The sequence below is a fragment of the Bradyrhizobium sp. USDA 4504 genome, from assembly GCF_054063995.1.
In genome coordinates this window covers 3061680-3084724 of the sequence record NZ_JBSSGV010000001.1, presented here as the reverse complement: position 1 = coordinate 3084724, position 23045 = coordinate 3061680, and the positions used below count along the sequence as shown (strand labels likewise).

At 64.0% G+C, this 23045-nt stretch carries 23 protein-coding genes and 2 pseudogenes; 15 read left to right on the top strand and 10 right to left on the bottom strand.

Annotated features, from left to right (window positions below; genetic code table 11):
* Positions 1–2 precede the first annotated feature (2 nt).
* Both lpxD and fabZ read left to right on the top strand, forming a co-directional pair.
* On the top strand, positions 3–1064 hold the full coding sequence (gene lpxD / locus ACVMB1_RS14150; protein WP_076825386.1) for a UDP-3-O-(3-hydroxymyristoyl)glucosamine N-acyltransferase: 1062 nt from the start codon (positions 3–5) through the stop codon (positions 1062–1064).
* Complete coding sequence (gene fabZ / locus ACVMB1_RS14145) at positions 1064–1522, top strand: 3-hydroxyacyl-ACP dehydratase FabZ (RefSeq protein ID WP_016841580.1); 459 nt, start codon at positions 1064–1066, stop codon at positions 1520–1522. Before lpxD ends, fabZ begins: the two co-directional genes overlap by 1 nt.
* Before the next feature lie 12 nt (positions 1523–1534).
* Here fabZ and ACVMB1_RS14140 read toward each other — a convergent pair whose 3' ends face one another.
* Positions 1535–1858, bottom strand: a complete 324-nt coding sequence (locus ACVMB1_RS14140) for a KTSC domain-containing protein (RefSeq protein WP_141342145.1) — start codon at positions 1856–1858, stop codon at positions 1535–1537.
* A 147-nt stretch (positions 1859–2005) separates the two neighbouring features.
* On the opposite strand from ACVMB1_RS14140, the gene lpxA reads away from it, so the two are divergent.
* From lpxA to ACVMB1_RS14115, 5 genes are all read left to right on the top strand, one after another.
* Entirely contained in the window at positions 2006–2800 is a 795-nt protein-coding gene (gene lpxA / locus ACVMB1_RS14135; RefSeq protein WP_028334015.1) for an acyl-ACP--UDP-N-acetylglucosamine O-acyltransferase, read from the top strand.
* 19 nt (positions 2801–2819) lie between these two features.
* The gene (locus tag ACVMB1_RS14130; protein WP_456848679.1) at positions 2820–3677 is read left to right on the top strand and encodes an LpxI family protein; all 858 of its coding nucleotides are present in this window, start codon (positions 2820–2822) and stop codon (positions 3675–3677) included.
* Positions 3677–4855 (top strand): lipid-A-disaccharide synthase, encoded by a 1179-nt coding sequence (gene lpxB / locus ACVMB1_RS14125; protein ID WP_456848677.1) that lies wholly within the window; start codon positions 3677–3679, stop codon positions 4853–4855. Before ACVMB1_RS14130 ends, lpxB begins: the two co-directional genes overlap by 1 nt.
* Before the next feature lie 119 nt (positions 4856–4974).
* Positions 4975–5634 (top strand): SRPBCC family protein, encoded by a 660-nt coding sequence (locus ACVMB1_RS14120; RefSeq protein WP_076825392.1) that lies wholly within the window; start codon positions 4975–4977, stop codon positions 5632–5634.
* 93 nt (positions 5635–5727) lie between these two features.
* Complete coding sequence (locus ACVMB1_RS14115; RefSeq protein ID WP_246786912.1) at positions 5728–6096, top strand: ArsR/SmtB family transcription factor; 369 nt, start codon at positions 5728–5730, stop codon at positions 6094–6096.
* A 34-nt stretch (positions 6097–6130) separates the two neighbouring features.
* Here the strand turns inward: ACVMB1_RS14115 and gltA are convergent, their stop codons facing one another.
* Complete coding sequence (gene gltA / locus ACVMB1_RS14110) at positions 6131–7432, bottom strand: citrate synthase (protein ID WP_028339667.1); 1302 nt, start codon at positions 7430–7432, stop codon at positions 6131–6133.
* Between the two features lie 160 nt (positions 7433–7592).
* Complete coding sequence (gene gltX / locus ACVMB1_RS14105) at positions 7593–9014, bottom strand: glutamate--tRNA ligase (protein ID WP_057016504.1); 1422 nt, start codon at positions 9012–9014, stop codon at positions 7593–7595.
* A 189-nt stretch (positions 9015–9203) separates the two neighbouring features.
* Between gltX and ACVMB1_RS14100 the strand changes: the two genes are divergently transcribed.
* The 3 genes from ACVMB1_RS14100 to ACVMB1_RS14090 all read left to right on the top strand — a co-directional run bounded on the left by ACVMB1_RS14100 (position 9204) and on the right by ACVMB1_RS14090 (position 11956).
* Positions 9204–10883, top strand: coding sequence for a glutamine--tRNA ligase/YqeY domain fusion protein (locus ACVMB1_RS14100; RefSeq protein WP_456814431.1), 1680 nt, complete (start codon positions 9204–9206; stop codon positions 10881–10883).
* Between the two features lie 44 nt (positions 10884–10927).
* Entirely contained in the window at positions 10928–11314 is a 387-nt protein-coding gene (locus ACVMB1_RS14095; protein ID WP_141342153.1) for a YybH family protein, read from the top strand.
* Positions 11315–11593: 279 nt separating this feature from the next.
* Positions 11594–11956 carry an SPW repeat domain-containing protein gene (locus ACVMB1_RS14090; RefSeq protein ID WP_057016506.1) on the top strand — a complete coding sequence of 121 codons (363 nt, stop codon included), beginning with the start codon at positions 11594–11596 and terminating at the stop codon, positions 11954–11956.
* Positions 11957–12275: 319 nt separating this feature from the next.
* On the opposite strand, the gene ACVMB1_RS14085 is transcribed toward ACVMB1_RS14090, so the two are convergent.
* Positions 12276–13604 carry an MFS transporter gene (locus ACVMB1_RS14085; protein ID WP_057016507.1) on the bottom strand — a complete coding sequence of 443 codons (1329 nt, stop codon included), beginning with the start codon at positions 13602–13604 and terminating at the stop codon, positions 12276–12278.
* Between the two features lie 638 nt (positions 13605–14242).
* Here ACVMB1_RS14085 and ACVMB1_RS14080 point away from each other — a divergent pair.
* Entirely contained in the window at positions 14243–14890 is a 648-nt protein-coding gene (locus ACVMB1_RS14080) for a HEPN domain-containing protein (RefSeq protein ID WP_456814430.1), read from the top strand.
* On the opposite strand, the gene ACVMB1_RS14075 is transcribed toward ACVMB1_RS14080, so the two are convergent.
* A complete protein-coding gene (locus ACVMB1_RS14075; RefSeq protein WP_456814429.1) occupies positions 14887–15057 on the bottom strand; it encodes a hypothetical protein in 171 nt (56 codons plus the stop codon). The two genes, ACVMB1_RS14080 and ACVMB1_RS14075, sit on opposite strands and share 4 nt — an antisense overlap.
* Positions 15058–15068: 11 nt before the next feature.
* Positions 15069–16010 carry an IS1595 family transposase gene (locus ACVMB1_RS14070; protein ID WP_456814428.1) on the bottom strand — a complete coding sequence of 314 codons (942 nt, stop codon included), beginning with the start codon at positions 16008–16010 and terminating at the stop codon, positions 15069–15071.
* Positions 16011–16141: 131 nt separating this feature from the next.
* On the opposite strand from ACVMB1_RS14070, the pseudogene ACVMB1_RS14065 reads away from it, so the two are divergent.
* From ACVMB1_RS14065 to ACVMB1_RS14050, 4 genes and pseudogenes are all read left to right on the top strand, one after another.
* Positions 16142–16456, top strand: a pseudogene (locus ACVMB1_RS14065) (IS1 family transposase); the annotation flags it as partial.
* Between the two features lie 24 nt (positions 16457–16480).
* Entirely contained in the window at positions 16481–16699 is a 219-nt protein-coding gene (locus ACVMB1_RS14060) for a hypothetical protein (RefSeq protein WP_456814427.1), read from the top strand.
* 185 nt (positions 16700–16884) lie between these two features.
* Positions 16885–17157, top strand: a complete 273-nt coding sequence (locus ACVMB1_RS14055) for a hypothetical protein (protein WP_456814426.1) — start codon at positions 16885–16887, stop codon at positions 17155–17157.
* A 389-nt stretch (positions 17158–17546) separates the two neighbouring features.
* Positions 17547–19825, top strand: a pseudogene (locus ACVMB1_RS14050) (ComEC/Rec2 family competence protein).
* Here ACVMB1_RS14050 and ACVMB1_RS14045 read toward each other — a convergent pair.
* From ACVMB1_RS14045 to ACVMB1_RS14030, 4 genes are all read right to left on the bottom strand, one after another.
* A complete protein-coding gene (locus ACVMB1_RS14045) occupies positions 19822–20049 on the bottom strand; it encodes a hypothetical protein (protein ID WP_076825420.1) in 228 nt (75 codons plus the stop codon). The pseudogene ACVMB1_RS14050 and the gene ACVMB1_RS14045 overlap by 4 nt on opposite strands.
* Positions 20050–20194: 145 nt before the next feature.
* Positions 20195–20623, bottom strand: a complete 429-nt coding sequence (locus ACVMB1_RS14040; RefSeq protein WP_050384855.1) for a hypothetical protein — start codon at positions 20621–20623, stop codon at positions 20195–20197.
* Between the two features lie 256 nt (positions 20624–20879).
* Positions 20880–21584: a transcriptional repressor LexA gene (lexA, locus tag ACVMB1_RS14035; RefSeq protein ID WP_016841600.1), complete on the bottom strand. Its 705-nt coding sequence runs from the start codon at positions 21582–21584 to the stop codon at positions 20880–20882.
* 243 nt (positions 21585–21827) lie between these two features.
* The gene (locus ACVMB1_RS14030; protein ID WP_168855883.1) at positions 21828–23039 is read right to left on the bottom strand and encodes a molybdopterin molybdotransferase MoeA; all 1212 of its coding nucleotides are present in this window, start codon (positions 23037–23039) and stop codon (positions 21828–21830) included.
* Positions 23040–23045 lie beyond the last annotated feature (6 nt).

Below are 23045 nucleotides of genomic sequence, written 5' to 3'. Positions count from 1 at the left end.
GAATGGCGCAGCCGATCTTCTACAAGAGTCCTCCTTCGTCATCGCTGGCTGAAATAGCCGCGCTGACGAAGGCGCAACTGGTCGACCCCGAAAGGGGCGCGCTTCAGATCAGGGGGCTGGCCTCGCTCGACGAGGCCGGTCCGATGCATCTCGCCTTTTTCGACAATCTGAAATACGCCGACCAGCTTGCCGCGACCAAGGCCGGGGCGTGTCTGGTCAGCCCGCGCTTCGAGGCGCAGGTGCCGAAGGGCACGGCCGTGCTGCGGGCGGCGAAGCCGTTCCCGGTGTTCGTCGAGCTCGCCCGCGAATGGCACGCCGATGCCCTGCGGCCGCAATCCTGGTTCGACACCGAGGGGATCGCGCCGTCGGCGATCATCGATCCCACCGCGCGCCTCGAGGACGGCGTCATCGTCGATCCGCTGGTCGTGATCGGCCCGCGGGTCGAGATCGGCTCGGGCACCATCATCGGCGCCGGCGCGGTGATCGGGGCCGATGTCAAGATCGGCCGCGACTGCAATGTCGGCGCCAAGACCACCATTCAGTTCGCGCTGATCGGCAACAACGTCCTGATCCATCCCGGCTGCAATATCGGCCAGGACGGCTACGGCTTCATCTTCTTCGGGCCGGCCGGCCATGTGAAGGTGCCGCAGACCGGTCGCGTGGTGATCCAGAACAATGTCGAGGTCGGCGCCGCCTCGACCATCGACCGCGGTTCCCTGCGCGACACCGTGATCGGCGAGGGCACCAAAATCGACAATCAGGTCCAGATCGGCCACAATGTGACGATCGGCCGGCACTGCCTGCTGGCGGCCCAGATCGGGCTCGCCGGCAGCCTGACCATCGGCGACAATGTCGCGCTCGGCGCCAAGGTGGGCATCAACAACCACCTCAAGATCGGCGACGGCGCCCAGGTGACGGCGATGAGCGCGGTCAAGGACGATATCCCGGCCAACGGTCGGTGGGGCGGGCATTTCGCCAAGCCGACCAAGCAGTGGTTCAGGGAAATTATCGCAGTGGAGCGTCTGGTGCGCGACAACGAAGCCAAAGGTGAGGGGCAGGAGTGATGGAGGAGGCACCGGTCAAATTCGAGCTGGTGGATATCAACGATATCCTGAAGACGCTTCCGCATCGCTTTCCGATGTTGCTGATCGACCGGGTGATCAAGATCCGCACCGACTACAGCGGCATCGGCATCAAGAACGTCACCTTCAACGAGCCGCCGTTCCAGGGTCACTTCCCGGATCGCCCGGTCTACCCCGGCGTGATGATGATCGAGGCGATGGCCCAGACCGCCGGCGTCATCGGCATCAAGTCGGTCGAGGGCACCGAGAAGCCGCGCGCGGTGTATTTCCTCACCATCGACAAGTGCAAGTTCCGGAAGCCGGTGATGCCCGGCGACACCATCGAGTATCACATGCGCTCGCTCGGCCGGCGCAAGACGATGTGGTGGTTTCACGGCGATGCCAAGGTCAACGGTCAGGTCGTCGCCGAAGCCGATGTCGGTGCGATGCTGACGGATTAGGCCGCGCCGGTCTCACGACGTGGTGCAGGTGTAGCGGCCGTCCGCGCCCGCGATCCGCAGGACGCGATTGAGGAAGATGCCCATCGACGGTGCGTTCATCAGCGCGTCGTAGGTTTCGGCAGGGACGCCGCAATAATGCTGGTAGCTGCCTCTGACCGCCACCAGCAGCGCGCGTTGATCCGTGCTGTAGCAGACCCGCTGGACGATCGTGCTGCGGTTGATGTCGTGGCATTCGAAGCTCGAGAGATCGACCGCCGTGCTGTTGCCGAGATCGACCGTCTCCGGGCCGATTGGCGCAGAGAGCAGGCTGAGGATCAGCGCGGCGGCCCGGACCATGGTTCGGTTGCGACCTTCTCTTGCAACAGGCCGTCATCATACGTCACTGGACAGGGCGGGCAAAGTCGCGCTAACGACCGCCCCAATCGATAGGCTGGCGCCTCGATAGCACCTTGGCGCCATTAACGAATTCCGGACCGAAATTTCATGAGCATGATCGACCCGACTGCGCGGATTGCCGATGGCGCTGTGATCGGGGCCGGCACCGAGATCGGTCCGTACTGCATCGTCGGCCCCAACGTCGTGCTCGGTGAGAACTGCAAGCTGATCGCGCATGTCACGATCAGCGGGCATACCAGGATCGGCGCCGGCTGCATCATCTCGCCGTTCGCAGCGCTCGGCGGGCCGCCGCAGGATCTCAGCTATCGCGGCGAGCCGACCCGCCTCGAAGTCGGCGAAGCCTGCACGATCCGCGAGGGCGTGACGATGAATGTCGGCACGGTCAAGGGCGGCGGGCTCACGCGCGTCGGCGATCGCGGCTTCTTCATGAACAACAGCCATGTCGGCCATGACTGCATGGTCGGCAATGGCGTGATCTTCGCGACGTCGGCGACGCTCGGCGGCCACTGCGAGATCGGCGACTTCGTCTATATCGGCGGCCTGTCGGCTGTGCACCAGTTCACCCGCGTCGGCTCGCAGGTGATGATCGGCGGCGTCTGCGGCGTGCGCGGCGACATCATCCCGTTCGGCCTCGCCAACGGTCAGTACGCGGTTCTCGAAGGACTCAACATCATCGGCATGCGGCGCCGCCAGTTCACCAAGGCGCGGCTGGCGACGGTGCGCGCGTTCTATCAAAAGCTGTTCCACGGTCCCGGCATCTTCGCCGAGCGGCTCGCTTCGGTGCAGCCGCTGGCGGGCGAGGATCCGGCGATTGCGGAAATCCTGGCCTTCATCGAGGGCGGCAAGCTGCGCCCGCTCTGCCTTCCCGCCGATACCAATTGAGCAGGGGATGGCCGCCAGCATGACGTCAGCGGCTCCCTCGCTTTCCTCGCCGGTCGGCGTCATCGCCGGCGGCGGCGCCATGCCGTTCGCGGTCGCCGACTCCCTGGTTGCGCGCGGCATCACGCCAGTGCTGTTCGCGCTGCGCGGCGCCTGCGATCCGGCGCGCGCGCAGCGGTTTCGTCACCGCTGGATCTCGGTCGGCCAGCTCGGGCGGGCGACCCGGCTGTTCCGCGACGAAGGCTGCCGCGATCTGATCTTCATCGGCACCCTGGTGCGGCCCGCGCTGTCGGAGATCCGGCTCGACTGGGGCACGCTGCGCCTGCTCGGCCACGTCGTGCGCGCATTTCGCGGCGGCGACGATCATTTGCTGTCGAGCGTTGGCCGCATCCTCGAGCAGCAGGGCTTCCGCATGGTCGGGATCAAGGATGTCGCGCCCGATCTGTTGATGCCGGAGGGTGCCGTGACGCGCGCGGCGCCCGACGGCACGGCACTCGCCGACATCGCGCGCGGACGCGGCGTGCTTGACGCGCTCGGCCCGTTCGACATCGGTCAGGCGGCCGTGGTGATCGACGGTCATGTGGTAGCGGTCGAGGATATCGAGGGTACCGACGGGCTGCTCGCGCGCGTCGCGCGGCTGCGCGCCGAGGGCCGCATTCGCGCCAAGGCCGGCCGCGGCGTGCTGGTGAAGGCGCCGAAGAGCCGGCAGGATCTGCGCTTTGATCTGCCGACCATCGGCCCGCGGACGGTCGAGGGCGCGGCAGCAGCCGGTATCGCCGGCATCGCCGTGATCGCCGGCAATACGCTGGCCGCCGAGCCGCAGGCCCTGGTCGAGGCCGCCGACGCCAAGGGGCTGTTTGTCATCGGGCTGGCGGGCTGATGCAGGAGCGCAGCCCCAGCACCGCTCGCAAGATCTTCCTCATCGCGACCGAGGAATCCGGCGACCGCCTCGGCGCGGCACTGATGCAGGTGCTGCGCCAGCGGCTCGGCGATGCCGTGCAGTTTTCCGGCGTCGGCGGCCGGGCGATGACTGCTCAGGGAATCGTCCCGCTGTTTCCGATCGAAGAGCTCTCGATCATGGGCTTTGCCGCCGTCGTGAAGCAATTGCCGAGAATCCTGCGATTGATCCGGCGCACCGCCGATGCCGTGCTCGCCGACGCGCCTGACATGCTCGTCATCATCGACAGCCCCGATTTCACCCACCGCGTCGCCCGTCGTGTCCGCGCCCGCAATCCGAACATTCCGATCGTCGACTACGTGTCGCCGTCGGTCTGGGCCTGGCGGCCGGGCAGGGCGCGCGCGATGCAGGGCTATGTCGACCACGTGCTCGCGCTGCTGCCGTTCGAGCCGGAGGAATATCGCAAGCTGCAGGGACCGCCGTGCAGCTATGTCGGCCACCCCCTGACCGAGCAGCTCGCCTCGCTGCGGCCGAACGAGGACGAGCAGAAGCGGCGCGATGCGCAGCCTCCGGTGCTGTTGGTGCTGCCCGGAAGCCGGCGCAGCGAGATCAGGCATCATCTGGCGCTGTTCGGCACAGCGCTCGGCCAGCTCAACAAGCAAACGCCGTTCGAGCTCGTGCTTCCCACCATGCCGCATCTCGAGGCGATGGTGCGCGAGGGAGTCGCGTCGTGGCCGGTGGTGCCGCGGCTCGCGATCGGCGAGACCGAGAAGCGCGCCGCGTTCCGTGTCGCCCGCGCTGCGCTCGCGAAGTCGGGCACGGTGACGCTGGAGCTCGCGCTGTCAGGGATTCCCATGGTGACGGCCTATCGCGTCGGCGCCGCCGAGGCGTTCATCCTGCGCCGCGCGATCCGGGTGTCCTCGGTGATCCTCGCCAATCTCGTGATCGGCAGCGATATCATTCCCGAGTTCCTGCAGGAGGACTGCACGCCGGACAAGCTCGCGGCGGCGCTGGGCGACGTGCTTGCGGATTCGCCCGATCGTCTGCGGCAGCTCGTGGGGTTCGCGACGATGGACGGGAAGATGTCGACCGGCGACCAGCCGCCGAGCGTCCGCGCCGCCGACATCGTGCTGGCGGAAATGGGCCGCCGTTCGGCCTAGCCAATCGATCGTGTCCTCGTTCAGTTCAGTGGCGACATCCCGCCGCAAGGATCTCGCTTGCGCTGAATATTTAGACCGTCCTAATATTAGCAATAGCTAATATTAGGACGGAGCATGCCATGAAGATCGACCCGGTCGCCTATCTCGGAGCCGTCATTCGCGAAGTCGCCTTCCGGGAACGCGACGGCAAGCCGGCCCGGGCGGTGATCGCGACCCGCAGCTACGACACCGACATTGCCGATCTCTGGGATGTGCTGACCAACCCCGAACGCATTCCGCGCTGGTTCCTGCCGATCTCGGGCGACCTGAGGCTTGGCGGCCGCTATCAGTTCCAGGGCCATGCGGGCGGCGAGATCACGACGTGTGAGCCACCGCGCCGGCTTGCCGTCACGTGGGAGTCCATGGGCACGGTCAGCTGGGTTAGCGTCACGCTGGCCGAGAATGGCCCGGACGCCACGCGCCTGGAATTGGAACACCTCTCGGTGATCGAGGGCGACTTCTGGGACCGCTACGGGGCCGGTGCGGTCGGCGTCGGCTGGGATCTCGCGCTGCTAGGGCTCGCGCTCTATCTGGCCATGCCGCCCGGCGAGGAATTCGACCGCGCCGCCGCGTCCGCCTGGCCAGCCACCGGCGACGGCAAGGAATTCATCCGCCGCGCCAGCGAGGACTGGTGCAGGGCCTCGATCGCGGCGGGCACCGAGGAGGCTGCGGCGCGCAGATCGGCCGCAAACACCACGGCGGCCTATTGCGGCGAGCCGGAGCCGGGGAGCGGAGGCTAGAGCATGATCCGGAAAAGTGTGAAGCGGTTTTCCCTCGCGACAAACGCGAAGCGTTTGCGCGGAGATCATGCTCAAGCAAAGAGCTAAAGCGGGATGACGATGCAGTCTCATCGCGCTTTAGCGACCTTGCACGCCTTCGACATCCTCGGCGATCCCGTCCGCCGGCGCATCCTGGAACTGCTTGCGACCGGCGAGCACAGTTCGGGCGACGTCGTTGCGGTCGTGCAGCGCGAGTTCGGCATCACCCAGTCGGCGGTGTCGCAGCAGCTGCGGATCTTGCGCGACGCCGGTTTCGCGTCGGTGCGCGCCGAGGGCACGCGCCGCATCTATGCGGTCGAGCCGGCGCGGCTGCGCGAGGTCGACGACTGGCTCGACCGGTTCAGGGCGTTCTGGCTGCCGCGCCTTGACGCGATCGCGACCGAAGTCGCGCGGGGCAAACGAAAACGGCGCCATCAGGAATGATGGCGCCGTCCCGGATTCTCTTCAGCGATGCAGCTTACTTGCGCTTGTCGATCTGCACATAGTCGCGGCGTGCGACGCCGGTATAGAGCTGGCGCGGACGGCCGATCTTCTGCTGCGGGTCCTCGATCATCTCGCTCCACTGGCTGATCCAGCCGACGGTGCGGGCGACCGCGAACAACACGGTGAACATCGAGACCGGGAAGCCCATCGCCTTCAGCGTGATGCCCGAATAGAAGTCGACGTTCGGGTAGAGCTTGCGATCGATGAAGTAGGGATCGCTGAGCGCGATCTTCTCGAGCTCCATCGCGACCTTGAGCATCGGATCGTCGCCGTGGCCGGTCTCCTTCAGCACCGCGTGACACATCTTCTGCATGATCTTGGCGCGCGGATCGTAGTTCTTGTAGACGCGGTGGCCGAAGCCCATCAGGCGAACTTCGCTGTTCTTGTCCTTCACCTTGGCGATGAAGTCCGGAATGTTTTCGACCTTGCCGATGCCGTAGAGCATGTTGAGCGCGGCCTCGTTGGCGCCGCCATGCGCCGGGCCCCACAGGCAGGCGATGCCTGCCGCGATGCAGGCGAACGGGTTGGCGCCCGACGAGCCGGCGATGCGTACCGTCGAGGTCGAGGCGTTCTGCTCGTGGTCGGCGTGCAGGATGAAGATCTTGTCGAGCGCGTCGGCGAGCACCGGGTTGATCTTGTAGTCCTCGCAGGGCACCGCGAAGCACATGTTGAGGAAGTTCTCGGCAAACGAGAGCGAGTTCTTCGGATACACGAAGGGCTGGCCGACCGTGTACTTGTAGGCCATCGCCGCCAGCGTCGGCACCTTCGCGATCATCCGCATCGAGGCGATCATGCGCTGACGCGGATCGTTGATGTCGGTGGAGTCGTGATAGAACGCGGCGAGCGCGCCGACGGCGGCGACCATGATCGCCATCGGATGAGCGTCGCGGCGGAAGCCCTGGAAGAACCGCGCCATCTGCTCATGCACCATCGTGTGATGGATCACGCGATGGTCGAAGTCCTTCTTCTGCGCCGGGGTCGGAAGATCCCCGTACAGCAGCAGGTAGCAGGTCTCGAGGAAGTCGCCGTGCTCGGCGAGCTGCTCTATCGGATAGCCACGGTACTCGAGCACGCCGGCGTCGCCGTCGATGTAGGTGATCTTCGACTGGCAGCTGCCGGTCGAGGTGAAGCCGGGGTCGTAGGTGAACACCCCGGCCTGGCCGTAGAGCTTGGCGATGTCGATGACATCAGGCCCAACCGTGCCGCTCAGGATCGGGAAATCGTAGTTCTTGTTGCCGATGGTGAGTGTGGCTGTCTTGCTGGATTTTGCGTCCATCGTGATATCCCCGATGAATTCGTTGCGAAAACCGACCTTGCCCAGTCGCTAAATTGCGGCCCATGGCGGGGCGGAACGGCTTGTGGAGAAAGCGTCCGGGATTGGGTAGCTCATTGCCATGTGCGCTGCAAGATGGACCCTGGAGGGGGTCCATGCAGGATCACGCCGCCTGATCGGCGAGGCGGGCAAGGCACTCCTGGCGTCCCAGCACGGCCAGCACGTCGAATATGCCCGGCGACGTCGTGCGTCCCGTCAGTGCCACCCGAAGCGGCTGGGCGACGGCGCCGAGTTTCAGGTTGTTCTGCTCGGCGAAATTCCGCATCGCGGTCTCGGTGGTTTCCGCCGTCCAGTCGTTGACGGCTTCCAGCGCGGTGCGCAGGCGGCCGATCAACGCACGCGTTTCCGGCGTCAGCAGCGCCACAGCTTTCGGATCGAGCGCGAGCGGACGATCGGCGAAGATGAAATAGGCGCCCGAGATCAGCTCGATCAGCGTCTTGGCGCGCTCCTTCAGGCTCGGCATCGCCCGCAGCAATTGCGCGCGGGTGGTGTCGTTGAGCTTGGCCTTCAGCGCGGCGCCCTCGGGAACATAATCCAGCACGCTCTCGAACTGGGTCACGAGGGATTGATCGTCGCTCTGTCGGATATAGTGACCGTTGAGGTTCTCCAGCTTGGCGAAATCGAACCGTGCCGCAGAACGGCCGATGCCCGAGAGGTCGAACGCGTCGATCATCTCCTGGGTCGAGAAGATCTCCTGATCGCCATGGCTCCAGCCGAGCCGGACGAGGTAGTTGCGCAAGGCGGCCGGCAGGTAGCCGAGCGCGCGGTAGGCGTCGACGCCGAGCGCGCCATGGCGCTTCGACAGTTTCGAGCCGTCGGGACCGTGGATCAGCGGAATGTGGGACATGCTCGGCAGTTCCCACTCCAGCGCGTCGTAGATCTGCTTCTGACGCGCGGCGTTGATCAGGTGGTCGTCGCCACGGATGATGTGAGTGACGCCCATATCGTGGTCGTCGACCACGACCGCGAGCATGTAGGTCGGGGTGCCGTCGCCGCGCAGCAGGACGAGGTCGTCGAGGTTCTCGTTCTGCCAGACCACGCGGCCCTGCACCTGGTCCTCGATCACGGTTTCGCCGGTCTGCGGCGCCTTGAGGCGGATGGTCGGCTTGATGCCGTCGGGCGCCGTGGCCGGATCGCGGTCGCGCCACATGCCGTCATAGAGGCGGGTGCGGCCCTCGGCGCGCGCCTTCTCGCGCATCGCGGTGAGCTCTTCCGGCGAGGCATAGCAGTAATAGGCGCGCCCGGCGGCGAGCAGGCTCTCGGCGACCTCGCGATGGCGGGCAGCGCGGCTGAACTGGTAGATGACCTCGCCGTCCCAATCGAGCTCGAGCCACTTCAGGCCGTCCAGGATGGCGTCGATCGCCTCCTTGGTCGAGCGCTCACGGTCGGTGTCCTCGATCCGGAGCAGCATCTTGCCGCCGAGCTTCCTGGCATAGAGCCAGTTGAACAGCGCGGTGCGGGCACCTCCGATATGGAGGAAGCCGGTCGGTGAGGGGGCGAAGCGGGTAACGACGGGTTTGGTCATGATCGAGCGAGACGTATGCTGAGACGGCGGTGGTGTATATCAGGAACCGGACATAACTAAACCCCCGGCTGACCTTTTGCCCACCAAACCAGGCCTCAAACCAGACTTGAAACCAGGCTTGAAACCAGACTTGGCCGGACGGCACGAATTTGGCAGAAGGTTGAGCTGACTCCTCCAGGGAACCCTTTGATGACGACTGACACGACGGCAGAGGCAGGGCGCGACTTCATCCGCGACATCGTCCAGGCCGATCTCTCCTCCCACAAGCACAACCGGATCGTGACCCGTTTCCCGCCGGAGCCGAACGGCTACCTGCATATCGGCCACGCCAAGTCGATTGCCCTGAATTTCGGCATCGCGCAGGAGTTCGGCGGCCAGTGCAATTTGCGCTTCGACGACACCAATCCGACCAAGGAGGAGCAGGAGTACATCGACTCCATCCAGGCCGACGTCCATTGGCTCGGCTACGACTGGGGAGCCAACCTGTTCTATGCGTCGGACTATTTCGAGCGCCTGTACGATTGGGCCGAGGGCCTGATCAAGGCCGGCTATGCCTATGTCGACGATCAGTCCCAGGAGGAGATCCGCACTTCCCGCGGCACGCTGACCGAGCCCGGCAAGAACTCGCCGTTCCGCGACCGCTCGGTCGAGGAGAACCTCGACCTGTTCCGCCGCATGAAGGCCGGGGAGTTCTCGAATGGCGCCCGCGTGCTGCGCGCCAAGATCGACATGGCCGCGGGCAACATCAACCTGCGCGACCCGGTGCTCTACCGCATCTTGCACGCCCATCATCCGCGCACCGGCGACAAATGGTCGATCTATCCGAGCTACGACTACGCGCACGGCCAGTCGGACGCGATCGAGGGCATCACCCATTCGATCTGTACGCTGGAGTTCGAGGATCACCGCCCGCTCTATGAGTGGCTGCTCGACAAGCTGCCGGTGCCTTCGAAGCCGCGCCAGTACGAAATGGCACGGCTCAACCTGACCTATACGCTGCTGTCCAAGCGCGTGCTGACCCAGCTCGTCCGTGACGGCCACGTCTCGGGCTGGGACGATCCGCGCATGCCGACCATTGCCGGCTTGAAGCGGCGCGGCGTGCCGCCGGCCGCGGTGCGCGAATTCATCAAGCGCATCGGCGTCGCCAAGGCCAACAGCGTGGTCGATGTCGGGATGCTCGAATTCTGCATCCGCGAGGAGCTGAACCGCACGGCGCTGCGCCGGATGGCGGTGCTGCGGCCGCTCAAGGTGGTGATCGAGAATTATCCGGAAGGGCAGGTCGAGGAGATCGAGGCGATCAACCATCCCGACAATCCGGAAGCCGGCACCCGCAAGATCGCGTTCGGCCGCGAGCTCTATATCGAGCGCGACGACTTCATGGAGAATCCGCCGAAGAAGTTCTACCGCCTCTCGCCCGGCAACGAGGTGCGGCTGCGCTATGCCTACTTCATCAAATGCACCGGCGTGGTGAAGAACGACGCCGGCGAGATCGTCGAACTCCGCGCGACCTACGATCCCCTAACCAAGGGCGGCAACGCGCCCGACGGCCGCAAGGTCAAGGCGACGATGCACTGGTTGCCGGCGGCGCAGTCGAAGCCGGCGGAGGTCCGTATCTACAACCAGCTGTTCGCCAATCCGAGCCCGAACGCGGCCGATTTCGCCGCCGACCTCAATCCGCAGTCGCTCGAAGTGCTGAAGGATGCGCACGTCGAGCCGGCGATCGCCGAGAGTAATTCGCCCGATCCGGTGCAGTTCGAGCGGCAGGGCTATTTCGTGCGCGATGCGGATTCGACGCCGGACCGGCTGGTGTTCAACCGCACCATCGGCCTGCGCGACACCTTCGCCAAGGAAGTCGGCGGCAAGGGCTAGCCGAGAGGAAGCGCGTCCCGAGCGGACAAGCGGACGGGGGATCGATGCCTGATGAATCCGACGAGATCGTCTCCGCCATCATCGCCAGATGGTCGGCGGGTTTCAGCAGGCTCGATGCGAATGCGTTAAGCGCGCTCTATTCGAAGAGCGCGTTCTTCTTCGGCTCGAACCCGACGCTGTATCGCGGCCGCGACGGCGTCAAAGCCTACTTTGACGGTCTGCCGCGCTGGCGCGCGCCGCGCGTTCAATTCAGCGATGTCAGGGCAGAGCGGGTCAACGCCGATCTCGTCAACATGGCGGGCATCGCGTCATTCTTCCTCGACGGCGATGCGCCCTCGCTCGCCGTCAAGATCACCTGGGTGATCGCGCGCGAGGACGGCGACTGGAAGATCGTCTGCCACCACGTCTCGTCGCAGACGCCGCTGATCTAGGCTCAGCGCTGGAGCTGACGCAAAAAGTCGAGGGCCGGCGGGCCCTCGTAGTCAGGGAGAGTGCGCGGGGCCGGGCGCCTCGCGGCTGCACCCAACTCGCAGGCTATCCGGATCGCGCTGCATTGCGAGGAGGGACCAAGGTCGTAGGCTGCGGAGCGCGGCTTCCGGGCGCCCGGACGGTCGTCGGCTTGCGGATCAGCAGCGGCAACACATCGCAGGTCGGACAGATGCTTTTTTGCCCGCGCCGCACCATGTCTTCGGAAGAAGGAGGTGAGGATCATGCGCATTCAACACTGGCAGGATGCTGCCAGCCTGTTGGTAGGCGCCTGGCTGGTCGCATCGCCGTTTGCACTGGGCTTTTCCGGGGCAGCTCTCTGGATCTCCATCGCGCTCGGATTGGGCGTCGTGCTGTTCGCCCTGGAGGCATTCATCATTCCGTCCTATCTGGAGGAATGGGGCGAGATGCTGATGGGGTTGGCTCTGGTGGTGGCACCCTGGACGTTCGGCTACCAGCAGGGATCGGTCACGACGAGCAGCGTGCTCGCCGGCGTCGCGGTGATCGTGCTCGCGTGCTGGGAGCTGACGATGGATCGTGATTTCGCCACCTGGTGGCACGATCGCTGGCATCACCGAGCTGGCTGAGAGGAAGCTGACTGAGACGTTGGCCTGACCGCCAACCAAAGGCGGCCGGAGCGGGGATTTGCGTGGCGCGGGATCCCCTCTGCCGCCCGATGCAGGTTCTGCAGAGACATCTCGCCAGAGACGGCGGGTGTGGGACGATTCAGAAGCGTCGTCCCGCACTCGCTGGACGGCGGCCATGGCGCCTGCTGCAGGGTGAGAGCGCTTTCGAGCGACGTGGATAGCGGCTCGCGTAAGGAAAACGCATCGAGACAAGATTCTAGAGTCCCGTTCCGATCCCGTCGGAACGGAGCTGTAGTCGCCCGTCAGCAAGGTGACTCCGTCACGATGCGGCTTTCGCCTCGATCTGCTCCCAAATTCTGGTCTTGCGTGTCTCGGGCATGATGAAAACGGCGATCACGAAGCACACTGCGGGAACGACAATCGGGTAGATCAGCGCATAGCCGATGCTGCCGGTCGCCGCGAAGGCGGCTGATGTGATGAACGGCACCAATCCGCCGCCCCAACCATTGCCGATATGATACGGCACCGAGACCGAGGTGTACCTGATCCTGGCCGGGAAAAACTCCGCCAAGAACGCGCCGACCGGCCCGTACACCATCCCGACATAGCAGACGAGGATGAAGATGATGAAGACGGCGACCGGATAGTTGATGTGTCCCGGCTGCGTGACCATGCCGAGCCACAGATACAGCGGATAGTAGGTGATCGCGGCAAGCAGCATTCCTCCGAGGATCACGGACTTGCGGCCGATCTGATCCGACAGCCAACCAAAGAAGATCAGGCTCGGCGTTGCGATCAACAATGCGGCTCCCACGATGTAGGCCGAGGTAACCGCATCGACCTTGGAGACCTGCTGCAGGAAGTACAGTGCCCAGAATTGACCACTGTACCAGACCACGCCCTGTCCAATCAGGACGACGATAGCGATCAGGATGTACTTGATGTTGGCGCTGAGGAAGGCTTCCCGCCAGGGATTCCTGGTCATCTGTCCCTGTGCCTTGATCTCCTGGAAAATCGGCGTCTCCTGGAGCTGCAGGCGGATGTAGATGGCGATGGCCACCAGCACGAACGAGACCAGGAACGGTACGCGCCACGCCCATTCGTCAAAGGCCTGATTGCCGGCCCAGGTTCGGGTCAGAACGATCACCGCCAGCGACACCACGATCCCGAGCGTCGGCGAGGTTTGTAGCCAGCCCGTGTAGTAGCCGCGGCTGTCGTCCGGAACATGCTCGGCGACGTAGGTGATGGCGCCGCCATATTCGCCGCCCAGGCAGAGACCCTGGATCATCCGCAAGCCGAACAGAACGAATGCGGCCGTCAGGCCGATCGACTGATAAGTTGGGATCAGTCCGATCGCTCCCGTTCCCAGGCCCATTCCGCTCAGCGTAATGAGGAATGTATATTTGCGGCCGACCCGATCGCCCATCCATCCGAACAGGAAGGCCCCCAGCGGGCGGATCAGGAATCCCGCAGTGAACAGCGCGATCGTGCTCAGCAGGGCTGCGACGGGGTGGGATTGCTCAAAGAACTTGACCGAAAGAACGGCGGCCAGGCTGCCAAAAATATAAAAGTCGTACCATTCAATGATGTTTCCCACTGACGCAGCGACAATCACGCGGCGAAAATCGCTTGGTACTTGAATTGCCATGTGCTGCTCCTCTCAAATGCAAACGCTACTCCTCGCGTTTTTCAGCGATCTATCCGCTCGCGGAGTGCGCGTGGTGCACGGCGTTACAGGCGAGATTTGCGCGTTCGTCCGCAACGCCTGATCTCAGGGGAGTTGTGGCCACCTGAGAGGAGCTCCAGCGGCCTTCAAGTGCCGCGAGCCGTCACTGCCTCATCTCCGTCTCTTCGGGAGCGGAGGCATCAGGACAGTCTATTCCTAATGTGATCGGTATCTTAGTGAGACTTTCGGCTCGATCGATTTGACGCAGGCGGCAGCCGTGGCCCGGCGCGAGCTAGGCAAGGCGCAGGACGATCCAGATACCCGGGCGTTCCCGGTCCGTATTCTGCATCCGTTCCGCTAGTCGGGTGGGGGATATTGTACTTCCCGTACCCAACCGGAGGCGCTACCATGAGTAGCGCCGGGGATCGCATTTCCTCCGGTTGGGGCGCTTTATGGCAATTAGCCGAACATTTGATCGCTGGGCGGGAAATGCCATCAGCGAAACGCGTTCATTGAGGCAGCTTTCAATGAACGTCCGAAATGGAAAAGATTTAGGCGTTTGGTACGGGGCCCTAACTATAGCGGCAAGTAGGCTTGCTCAGCTTTGCCGAGAGATCGACATGGATGTGGTTGCGCGCCAATTCGACGCCTTCCACCTTCAAATGCTTGACGCAAAATATGCCGACGACCCGGCCAAGTTAGTCGATCGCGTCGATGGGCTTATCGCTGTATTGGAACGAGAGCTCATGGAGCAGTGGTTCCACAGAGTGGCCCCGATTAAGAAGCCATTTTATGGTTTGGGTCTAGGGCAGGAAGCCAAACAGGCCTTCAAATCCGCAAACGAGGATATGATCGAAGCAAACACCTGCTACGCTCTAGGACGGAACACTGCTGCGGTGTTCCACGCAATGAGATGCGTGGAAATCGGCCTGCGCGCGCTCGTTATGGAGCGTCGAGTAATCTTTAGAAAAGGTCCGGTAGCTTGGCAGCAATGGAATGAACTGATTACCGAAGCAGAGAAGGCATTCGAGCGCGACGCCAGCGCGATTACCAAGGGTCCGTTAAAGGATAGATTCTTGGAATTCTATCGAGGGTCTTTGCGTTCATTCCAGGGATTCAAAGACGAATTCAGAAATTACGTGTCCCATACTCGCGGCTCATACGATGAGCGGACGGCATTGCGCGTCATCAGTGATGTCGAGGTTTTCATGAACCGCTTGGCAACGGGAGGGTTGGAAGAGAGGGGCAAGCGCATCCGATGGCGCTAGCCTTCCTTCCTTGCCCGCGCAATCTTGTCAAACCGCTTGTCGAATTCTTCGCCGCTCTCATCAACGCCAAGCTCCCGAGCGATTTTCTTGAATCGCTCGGATTGCTCTTTGTCAGTCAGCTTAGGCTTTGCCTTTTTCTTTTTTGGCACGCCTGCTTTTGGGGCCATATGGTGCGGTCTCACTGATTAGTCGTTCGATAGGTCAGGCGCTTTCCGCGAACACCCTTGAGCGCTTTTTCCGCCCGCGCCAGATCGTCGTAACCGGTCGCGATACGGTTGCTGTAGCGGAAATCAAACTCGCTCAAATATCGGTGCAGATGCTTCTCTTTGCAATGCTGGTAGATGCCCTTCATGCCGCGCTTGAAGATGCTGTAGTAGCCCTCAACCGTGTTGGTGGTGATAAGACGGCCAGCTTCGCGGCGAACGTATTCGTCCTTGCTGTGGTTCACAGTGTCATGACTGGCAACGGCGCCAGACTTGGCGGCGTACTTGTAGGTGTACATTTCGTCGGTCATGAGTTGCGCTTCGCGGCTCAGATTTTCCTTGATGATGGGCATCAGATCGCCAGCGCGCACGCCATCAACGTGGAAGCTGCGTGCGGAACCGCCGCGCTCAACGAGGGTAAAAACGACGTTGCGGTTCGACCACGCCTGACGGCCGGTCTTGGGCTGGCCTTCGACGAAGCCAACGAAGGTCTCGTCCGCTTCCACGATCTTACCGCCGCTGCCCATTGGCGGCATCATCAGGCCGTTGACGCGCATGGCTTCGCGGATGCGATGCGAGATGAACCAAGCGGTTTTGAGGGTGCAGCCAAGGGTGCGGTGAAGCTGGTTGCTGCTGATGCCCTTCTTGCTGGAGGTCATCAGGAAGATCGCCTGCAGCCAATGGCGCATGGGGACGTGGCTGGCTTCAAAGATGGTGCCAACCTTCACGGTGAACGGCTTGCGGCACTGGTAGCACTTGTAGGTGCCAATGCGGGTGCTCTTTCCGCCCATCTTGGAAATGCGATCCGCGCCGCCGCAATGCGGGCAAACCGGCCCATTCGGCCACAGGCGCGCTTCAACGAAGGCGTAAGCGGCCTCTTCGTCGTGGAAGTGCTTGGCTGAAATGACCGATTTCATGACGATTCTCCCTTATGAACCAACTATATATCGGCTCATTGGGTACGTCAAGTAAAGCGACCTATGAAAGGTCAAAATTCGGTCGTGCGTCAGTTTGAAATTCGTTGACCGCGACCTGGTTCTCGGCTCCGCCCAGTATCAAGCACGTCTCCACGTCATTCGTGGAGCGCCAGAACCTCACCATGCGCATGTCAATGCGTCGGTTTACGCGTCTAACGAACGCCTTCTCTAAGAAGGTCGAGAACCACTACCACGCGCTGGCGCTGTACTTCGTTTGGTACAACTTCATCAAGCAGCACAAGACATTGCGCATGACGCCCGCGATGGCTGCGGGACTTGTTTCATCGCCGATGGAAATGAGCGATATTGTAACTTTAATCGACAAGCGCGAGGGCGAGCCGAAGAAGCGCGGGCCATACAAGAAGCGGGCAATTTCGGCCTCTTAAGCTTTGCAAGATGGGGAGATTTCCATGGATCGTCTGGTTATCGTTGCTGTGATCGGCTTGTTCACTTCGTCCGCCAACGCCATGACCATGGAGGAATGCCGGGCGCAGTACAAAGCGGAATTCAGCCACCCCGCAAAGAAAAAGGGGATCGGTATCGATTGGCATGGCTATCAAACCAAGCGCTGCGGTATTGACCCGAACGCTAGCGTGCCAGCGCCGAAAGACACTCCAAAGCCTCACTGATTTCAAACTGAGGCATTACCCAAAATTCGAGAGAACATCCACCTTCCACGAAAGGTTAAGTCACGGGCGCGTTACAATTCGCTCAACCTCTGCTAGCGTCATTTTCACGCAATTGATTCCGACAAGTTTGGCGACCAAGACATTGAAAAGACAAATAAAAAATATAAATAGGGCTAGGCTTGCGAATGGCCCCCAATAAGGATTTTGACCTAGTTAAGCATTTCATGTTTCACTTGGTCACAGGCGGTCTGATGTTCCTTGGAGCTGGTGCCGTATCGGCTGGGCTGGAGCTAGCCGCAGATTATCTCGACGAGTTCCGGAAACTATGGCTACTAGCGATTGTTTTTCATCTGGTAGCAATCGTGATTCTGGCCTTAGATGTAGGAAGTCTCGTGTTTTTCCTGATGATCCGCACGTACCGGTTCGTGAAAGACACATGGTCCATGAAGGACGGCTGAGATGAAGAAGAGCAGCAGCAAACGACAGATTAGACGAAACGTCTTCGCTGGTTCGCCTCACAAGGGGTCGTCGAGGATTGTCGAGGTGACGAAGGTCCATGGGAAAGCAAAGACCATGGCGAACACCAAAGCTGAAGCGCGAAGCCTTACCGGAATGGTGAAGGACGACATAGCATTGTACTTGTCTCCACTTACCGCCGTCGCCGGTGAGTTTCGCAGGCGCTTGCGCGGCGCGTAAAGAACGAGCCTTCCCACTTTCCATGCCCATCAAAGGCCGCCAAATCCGGCGGCCTTTTTCTTTTTGGCAACTGGGTACGCAAAGTATAATATCTCCAGTCGGGTGACGGGGCGATCCGCTAGCCTGCCGCCCGGCAGGGATCGCAAGCGGAATGGCGGAGCAGGGCACGACGCCGGGCGGCAAACGCGGCTACGCGGGGACGTGGCCGCCGCGCACGGCTGCGCCGGTCGGCGGCTTTCTCCCGGCGCGCGCCGGCATCTGGAAGCCTCTCGTCGAGACATTGCGGCAATGGGCGCGCGCCGAGGCCGGCGCTGGCCGCCTGTTGCCCTGGGTGCCGGTGGCGTTCGGCACCGGCATCGCGTTCTATTTCGCGGCCGAGCACGAGCCGGTGCTGTCGGTCGCGGCCACCGTCGCAATCCTGCTCTGCCTGCTGGCGCTGCTGCTGCGGCGGCGCAGCGTGTTTCCCGTCATCGCGCTGCTGGCCGCGGTGGCCGCGGGCTTTGCGACGGCGACCTGGAAGACGGCGCGCGTCGCTCACACGGTGCTGGCGCGGCCGATGTTCTCGGTGGCGCTGACCGGCTTCGTCGAGACGCGCGACATCCGCGAGAAGACCGATCGTTTCGTGCTGCGTGTGGTTTCGATGGAGAGCCCGCGCGACATGACGAAGCTCGATCGGGTCCGGCTCTCGGTGAAGAAGGGCACCGCGCCCGATGTCGGCAGCTTCGTTGAATTGAAGGCACGGCTGATGCCGCCGCTCGGGCCGCAGCGCCCGGGCTCCTATGATTTCGGCCGCGACCTGTATTTCCAGGGCATCGGCGCCTCCGGCTTCGTGATGGGCGCGGTCAAGACCAGGGAGCCGCCTGCGACCGGCGGCTTTGCGCTGCGCTACGCCGCCTTCATGCAGGGCCTGCGCGACGCCATCGACGCGCGGATTCGCACCACGCTCGACGGCGACCAGCGCGCGATCGCAACCGCCTTGCTCACCGGCCGGCGCGACGCGATCTCGACGCCGGTCAACGATGCGATGTTCATCTCGGGGCTCGGCCACGTGCTGTCGATCTCCGGCTACCACATGGCCGTGGTGGCCGGCGTCGTGTTCTTCGCGGTGCGCGCGCTGCTCGCGCTGTTTCCGGCGCTGACGGCGGCGCATCCGATCAAGAAATGGGCGGCGGCGGCCGCGCTGGTCGCCGCCGCATTCTATCTTCTGCTGTCGGGCGCCGAGGTTGCGACGCAGCGGTCGTTCTTCATGACCGCCGTGGTGCTGCTCGCCGTGATCGTCGACCGCCGCGCGATCACCTTCCGGACGCTGGCGGTGGCGGCGCTGATCGTGCTCGCGATCGCGCCGGAGGCGCTGGTGCATCCCAGTTTCCAGATGTCGTTTGCGGCAACGCTCGGGCTGGTGGCGCTAGTGCAGATCGGGCTGCCGAACCTGCTGGCGTCGCCCGACCATTCGGCGACCGCGCGCGTCGCGCTGTGGGGCGGCCGGGAGCTCACGATGCTGATACTGGCCTCGCTGGTGGCGGGGCTGGCGACGACGCCCTATGCCGCGTTCCATTTCCACCGCGTGACGCCCTACGGGCTGCTCGCCAACCTCGCGGCGATGCCGGTGGTCTCGGCGGTCGTGATGCCGGCCGGCCTGCTGGGGCTCGTCGCCATGCCGTTCGGCTTCGACGGCGTGTTCTGGGCGATCATGGGTCTTGGCATCGACTGGATGATCCTGGTGACGCAATGGGTCGCCGCACTCCCGGGCGCGGTCGGCCGCATGGCGGCGTTCGGCATCGGGCCGCTGATCGCAGCGAGCGCCGGCATCATCCTGCTCGGGCTGCTGCGCACGCCGCTGCGCTGGTCAGGTGCGGTGCTGCTGCTGGTGGCTCGGTCTGGGCGCTCAGGGTGCCGCAGCCGGACGTGCTGATCTCGGGCGACGGCCGCAATGTCGCGGTGCGTGGCGGTGATGGACGGCTGCATCTGATGCACAGCGCCAAGGATGCATTTTTGGTCAAGGAGTGGCTGGCGGCGGACGCCGACGCGCGCACCGCCACCGATGCGTCGCTCGGCGAGGGCGTCTCGTGCGATGCCGGCGGCTGCGTGACCCAGGGACCCGGCGGCACCTTCGTCGCGCTGGCGACCCGGTCGGAGGCGCTGGCGGACGACTGCGAGCGCGCAGCCCTGATCGTGACGGCGCGGCGGGCGCCGCAGGGCTGCGCGGCATCGGTGATCGATGCCGAGCGGCTGCGCCGCCACGGCGCGCTGGTGCTGCGGCGGAGCAGGGACGGCTACGTCGTCGATGCGGTCAAGCCCGGCGGGATCGACCGGCCGTGGTCGCCGGCGGTTCCCGGCGACGGCGAGAGCGAGACGACGCTACGCGCCCCCGCGCCGCGGCCTGCGGTGGATGCGACGCCGGCCGAGACCGATCTGCAGGGCGATGATTAGCCGTGGTCCGGCAAGGGCGCGCTTGGCAGCTCGAACAGGCCGAGATGGTATTCGTCGGAGTCGGGGCCGGCGTCGGGCTTCTTGACGAGAGTGAAGGAAGCCTCGGGAAATTGCTCCCAGACTTTCAGGTCGTCGGCCGTTACCGTCAGCCAACCGAACCGGAACATGTAGCGGCCCGGTTCCGTGACGCGTCCAGCCTTTTGCCATGTGACCTTATCGACCACCGCGCACGTCCTCCGTACCCGATGATGCGCCAAGGTGCCAGCCGACGCAAATCTCCTTCTGCGCCCCGGAAGCGGGAGTCCGGGGTCGCCCGAAATTGCTTAGGTCATCCGCCGCCGAACAGCTCATTCCGCGGCGACGATGCGCTCAACCCAAAAACAGCGTTGCGAATGCGGAGGGCCGCCGCTCCGCAACCTTCGGCTTCTGCTCGACCGGCGGATGCAGCGCCGGCAATTGCAGCACGCTGACGCGCTGTCCCTCGACCAGCTGGGTCACCAGCACATGGCTGCCGTCGGGGAATTCGACCGCGTCATGATGCCGATCGGGCACGTCGGGCTCGACTTCGTTGAACACGCCGACGCGATAGTTCAGCGTCTTGGTCCAGATCCAGCGGCTGTCGTAGCGAACGTTCTCGGCGAAAGCGAGCTCGGTGCCCGGCAGCATGCAGACCGCGACAGTGGGGTCATTCTCCGAAGCAAAGCCGCGGGTTGACGTGCCGCGGAACGTCGTCGTGATCAGCGTCTCTCCGACAATGGCGGGGCGCGATGCCACGGCGTGCAGACTATAGTCACACATCGGATGGCTCCTCATTTCGAGGTAGCGACCCGTGCCTCTCCTTGAGGCATTAGGGCCTCTACCAGAGTGGACGATAGCGAACGAGCGTCTGCTCGTTTCTGGGCGATTGTACGACTGGTCCGAGATCGCTCCGATCACAAACACGCGACGCTGCGCGAGAGGTATCGGAGCGCATCGGGCAGGCCGTACGCTACACTATCATGCAAGGAACGATCCGACGTGTTGCTCGTTCCCGGCCGCCGCAAGTATTTGCAATTCAGTATTTGCGATAAAGGCCGATCAGCTTGCCCTGGATGCGGACCCGGTTCGGCGGCAGGATGCGCACTTCATAGGCGGTGTTGGCCGGCTCGAGCGCGATCGATGCGCCGCGGCGGCGGAAGCGCTTCAGGGTGGCTTCCTCCTCGTCGATCAGCGCCACCACGATGTCGCCGGTATTGGCGACGTCGTTGCGCTGGATCAGCGCCATGTCGCCGTCGAGGATGCCGGCATCGACCATCGAGTCGCCGCGCACCTCGAGCGCATAGTGCTCGCCGGCACCGAGCATGTCGGGCGGCACGCTGATGGTGTGGCTGCGGGTCTGCAGCGCCTCGATCGGCGTACCGGCGGCGATCCGGCCCATCACGGGGACCGCGACCGGACGGTTGCCGTCGTCCTCGGCAATCGGCGGCGTGCTGGCGCGCCGGCCGAGGGTGCCTTCGATGACGCTGGGCGTGAAGCCGCGGCGGCCGTTGCCGCCGCCGGCCGAGAGTTCGGGCAGCTTGATGACCTCGATGGCGCGGGCGCGGTTCGGCAGGCGGCGGATGAAGCCGCGCTCCTCCAGCGCAGTGATCAGGCGGTGGATACCGGACTTCGAGCGCAGGTCGAGCGCATCCTTCATCTCGTCGAAGGAGGGCGGTACGCCCGCCTCTTTCAGACGTTCATTGATGAAACGCAGTAGTTCGTACTGTTTGCGCGTGAGCATCTCGAGTATTCCCCCGGTTGATAGCGTCGTTCGATTCCGAGACTCTTCTGGTGGGGCCTGCAGGCCGGGCCTGACCTCAGGAGCATGTGCTCAATGCACCTGCTTCCATGCAGCTTCCCGAATGTAGACACCAGTACTCGAAACAAATCATGAACGGACACTATATGTTCGATATGTGTTCCGCAACCACTTAATTTCCGGTGAACGTGTCGGGCAACGCACAATCGGCGGGGCGCGAAAACCCTATTCGGGCAGTGTCAGAATCTCGCATTCGCTGCCCTTGACGGCAGCTGCCGCAAACGGCGGACGCACGAGAAGTGCCCGTGCCGCAGCGAGATTCCCGAGCAGCGACGAGTCCTGCTGCGTCACCGGCGTTGCGATCAGCCTGCCGTCCTCGCGCGCTTCGAGCCGCGCACGCAGATAGTCCTCGCGCTGGTCGTTGGCAGCGAGGTCGCGGCCGAGCAGGGCGCTCGCGCGGCGATGACGAATCACTTTCCGGCCGCTCAGCGCCCGAATCAACGGCACCAGGAACAGGAAGGCGCAGACATAGGACGACACCGGATTGCCCGGCAGGCCGATCACCCGCATCGCGCCGAGCCGGCCATGCATCATCGGCTTGCCGGGCCGCATCGCAATCCGCCAGAACGCCATCTCGACCCCCTCGGCTTCCAGCGACCGCTTGACGAGATCGTGGTCGCCGACCGAGGCGCCGCCTGTCGTGATCAGGACATCGGCACCGGCCTCGCGCGCCCGGCGGATGCCCGCCGTGGTCGCCTCCACCGTGTCGGCGGCAACGCCGAGGTCGACGGTCTCGGCGCCTTCGGCGCGCGCCAGCGCCCGCAGCGCGTAGCCGTTGGAATAGACGATCTGGCCGGGACCGGGCTGCGAGCCCGGCATCACCAGCTCGTCGCCGGTCGCCAGCACCGCGACCTTCGGGCGGCGGCGCACCGCAAGTTCCGGATAGTTCATGGCGGCCGCCAGCGACAGCGCGCGGTCGGACAGGCGGCTGCCGCCGGCGAGCAGCACCTCGCCCTCACGGAAGTCGACCCCAGCCGGGCGGATGTGCCGCCCGACGCTGGCGGCCTCCGTGATCGTGATGTGGTCGCCGTCGACGGCGGTGTCCTCCTGGATGATCACCGCGTCGGCGCCATTGGGGATCACGCCGCCGGTGAAGATCCGCACCGCCTCGCCGGCGCCGACCGTCCGCTCGAACGGCCGGCCGGCGGCGACTTCGCCGATCACCTTGAGCCGGGCCTTTAGATCAGCCGCATCGGCGGCGCGCACCGCATAGCCGTCCATCGCCGACATCGGCTGCGGCGGCTGGGTGCGGAGCGCCGCGAGATCGTGCGCAAGCGTGCGGTGGTAGGCGGCATCGAGCGCGACCATCTCCTCCGGCAGCGGTTCGGCGCCGGCGAGGACGGCGGACAGGGCATCGGCAACCGGCATCAGGGCCACGCTCAG

Excerpts from the sequence above, each read along its gene's own strand:
- lpxA (WP_028334015.1), top strand. The coding sequence starts at position 2,006 with ATGAGCATGATCGACCCGACTGCGCGGATTGCCGATGGCGCTGTGATC.
- ACVMB1_RS14130 (WP_456848679.1), top strand. The coding sequence starts at position 2,820 with ATGACGTCAGCGGCTCCCTCGCTTTCCTCGCCGGTCGGCGTCATCGCC.
- ACVMB1_RS14055 (WP_456814426.1), top strand. The coding sequence starts at position 16,885 with ATGGCCCCCAATAAGGATTTTGACCTAGTTAAGCATTTCATGTTTCAC.
- lpxD (WP_076825386.1), top strand. The coding sequence starts at position 3 with ATGGCGCAGCCGATCTTCTACAAGAGTCCTCCTTCGTCATCGCTGGCT.
- fabZ (WP_016841580.1), top strand. The coding sequence starts at position 1,064 with ATGGAGGAGGCACCGGTCAAATTCGAGCTGGTGGATATCAACGATATC.
- lexA (WP_016841600.1), bottom strand. The coding sequence starts at position 21,584 with ATGCTCACGCGCAAACAGTACGAACTACTGCGTTTCATCAATGAACGT.
- ACVMB1_RS14095 (WP_141342153.1), top strand. The coding sequence starts at position 10,928 with ATGCCTGATGAATCCGACGAGATCGTCTCCGCCATCATCGCCAGATGG.
- ACVMB1_RS14100 (WP_456814431.1), top strand. The coding sequence starts at position 9,204 with ATGACGACTGACACGACGGCAGAGGCAGGGCGCGACTTCATCCGCGAC.
- ACVMB1_RS14040 (WP_050384855.1), bottom strand. The coding sequence starts at position 20,623 with ATGTGTGACTATAGTCTGCACGCCGTGGCATCGCGCCCCGCCATTGTC.
- gltA (WP_028339667.1), bottom strand. The coding sequence starts at position 7,432 with ATGGACGCAAAATCCAGCAAGACAGCCACACTCACCATCGGCAACAAG.
- gltX (WP_057016504.1), bottom strand. The coding sequence starts at position 9,014 with ATGACCAAACCCGTCGTTACCCGCTTCGCCCCCTCACCGACCGGCTTC.
- ACVMB1_RS14120 (WP_076825392.1), top strand. The coding sequence starts at position 4,975 with ATGAAGATCGACCCGGTCGCCTATCTCGGAGCCGTCATTCGCGAAGTC.
- ACVMB1_RS14080 (WP_456814430.1), top strand. The coding sequence starts at position 14,243 with ATGGATGTGGTTGCGCGCCAATTCGACGCCTTCCACCTTCAAATGCTT.
- ACVMB1_RS14070 (WP_456814428.1), bottom strand. The coding sequence starts at position 16,010 with ATGAAATCGGTCATTTCAGCCAAGCACTTCCACGACGAAGAGGCCGCT.
- ACVMB1_RS14085 (WP_057016507.1), bottom strand. The coding sequence starts at position 13,604 with ATGGCAATTCAAGTACCAAGCGATTTTCGCCGCGTGATTGTCGCTGCG.
- ACVMB1_RS14090 (WP_057016506.1), top strand. The coding sequence starts at position 11,594 with ATGCGCATTCAACACTGGCAGGATGCTGCCAGCCTGTTGGTAGGCGCC.
- ACVMB1_RS14115 (WP_246786912.1), top strand. The coding sequence starts at position 5,728 with ATGACGATGCAGTCTCATCGCGCTTTAGCGACCTTGCACGCCTTCGAC.
- lpxB (WP_456848677.1), top strand. The coding sequence starts at position 3,677 with ATGCAGGAGCGCAGCCCCAGCACCGCTCGCAAGATCTTCCTCATCGCG.
- ACVMB1_RS14060 (WP_456814427.1), top strand. The coding sequence starts at position 16,481 with ATGGATCGTCTGGTTATCGTTGCTGTGATCGGCTTGTTCACTTCGTCC.
- ACVMB1_RS14075 (WP_456814429.1), bottom strand. The coding sequence starts at position 15,057 with ATGGCCCCAAAAGCAGGCGTGCCAAAAAAGAAAAAGGCAAAGCCTAAG.
- ACVMB1_RS14140 (WP_141342145.1), bottom strand. The coding sequence starts at position 1,858 with ATGGTCCGGGCCGCCGCGCTGATCCTCAGCCTGCTCTCTGCGCCAATC.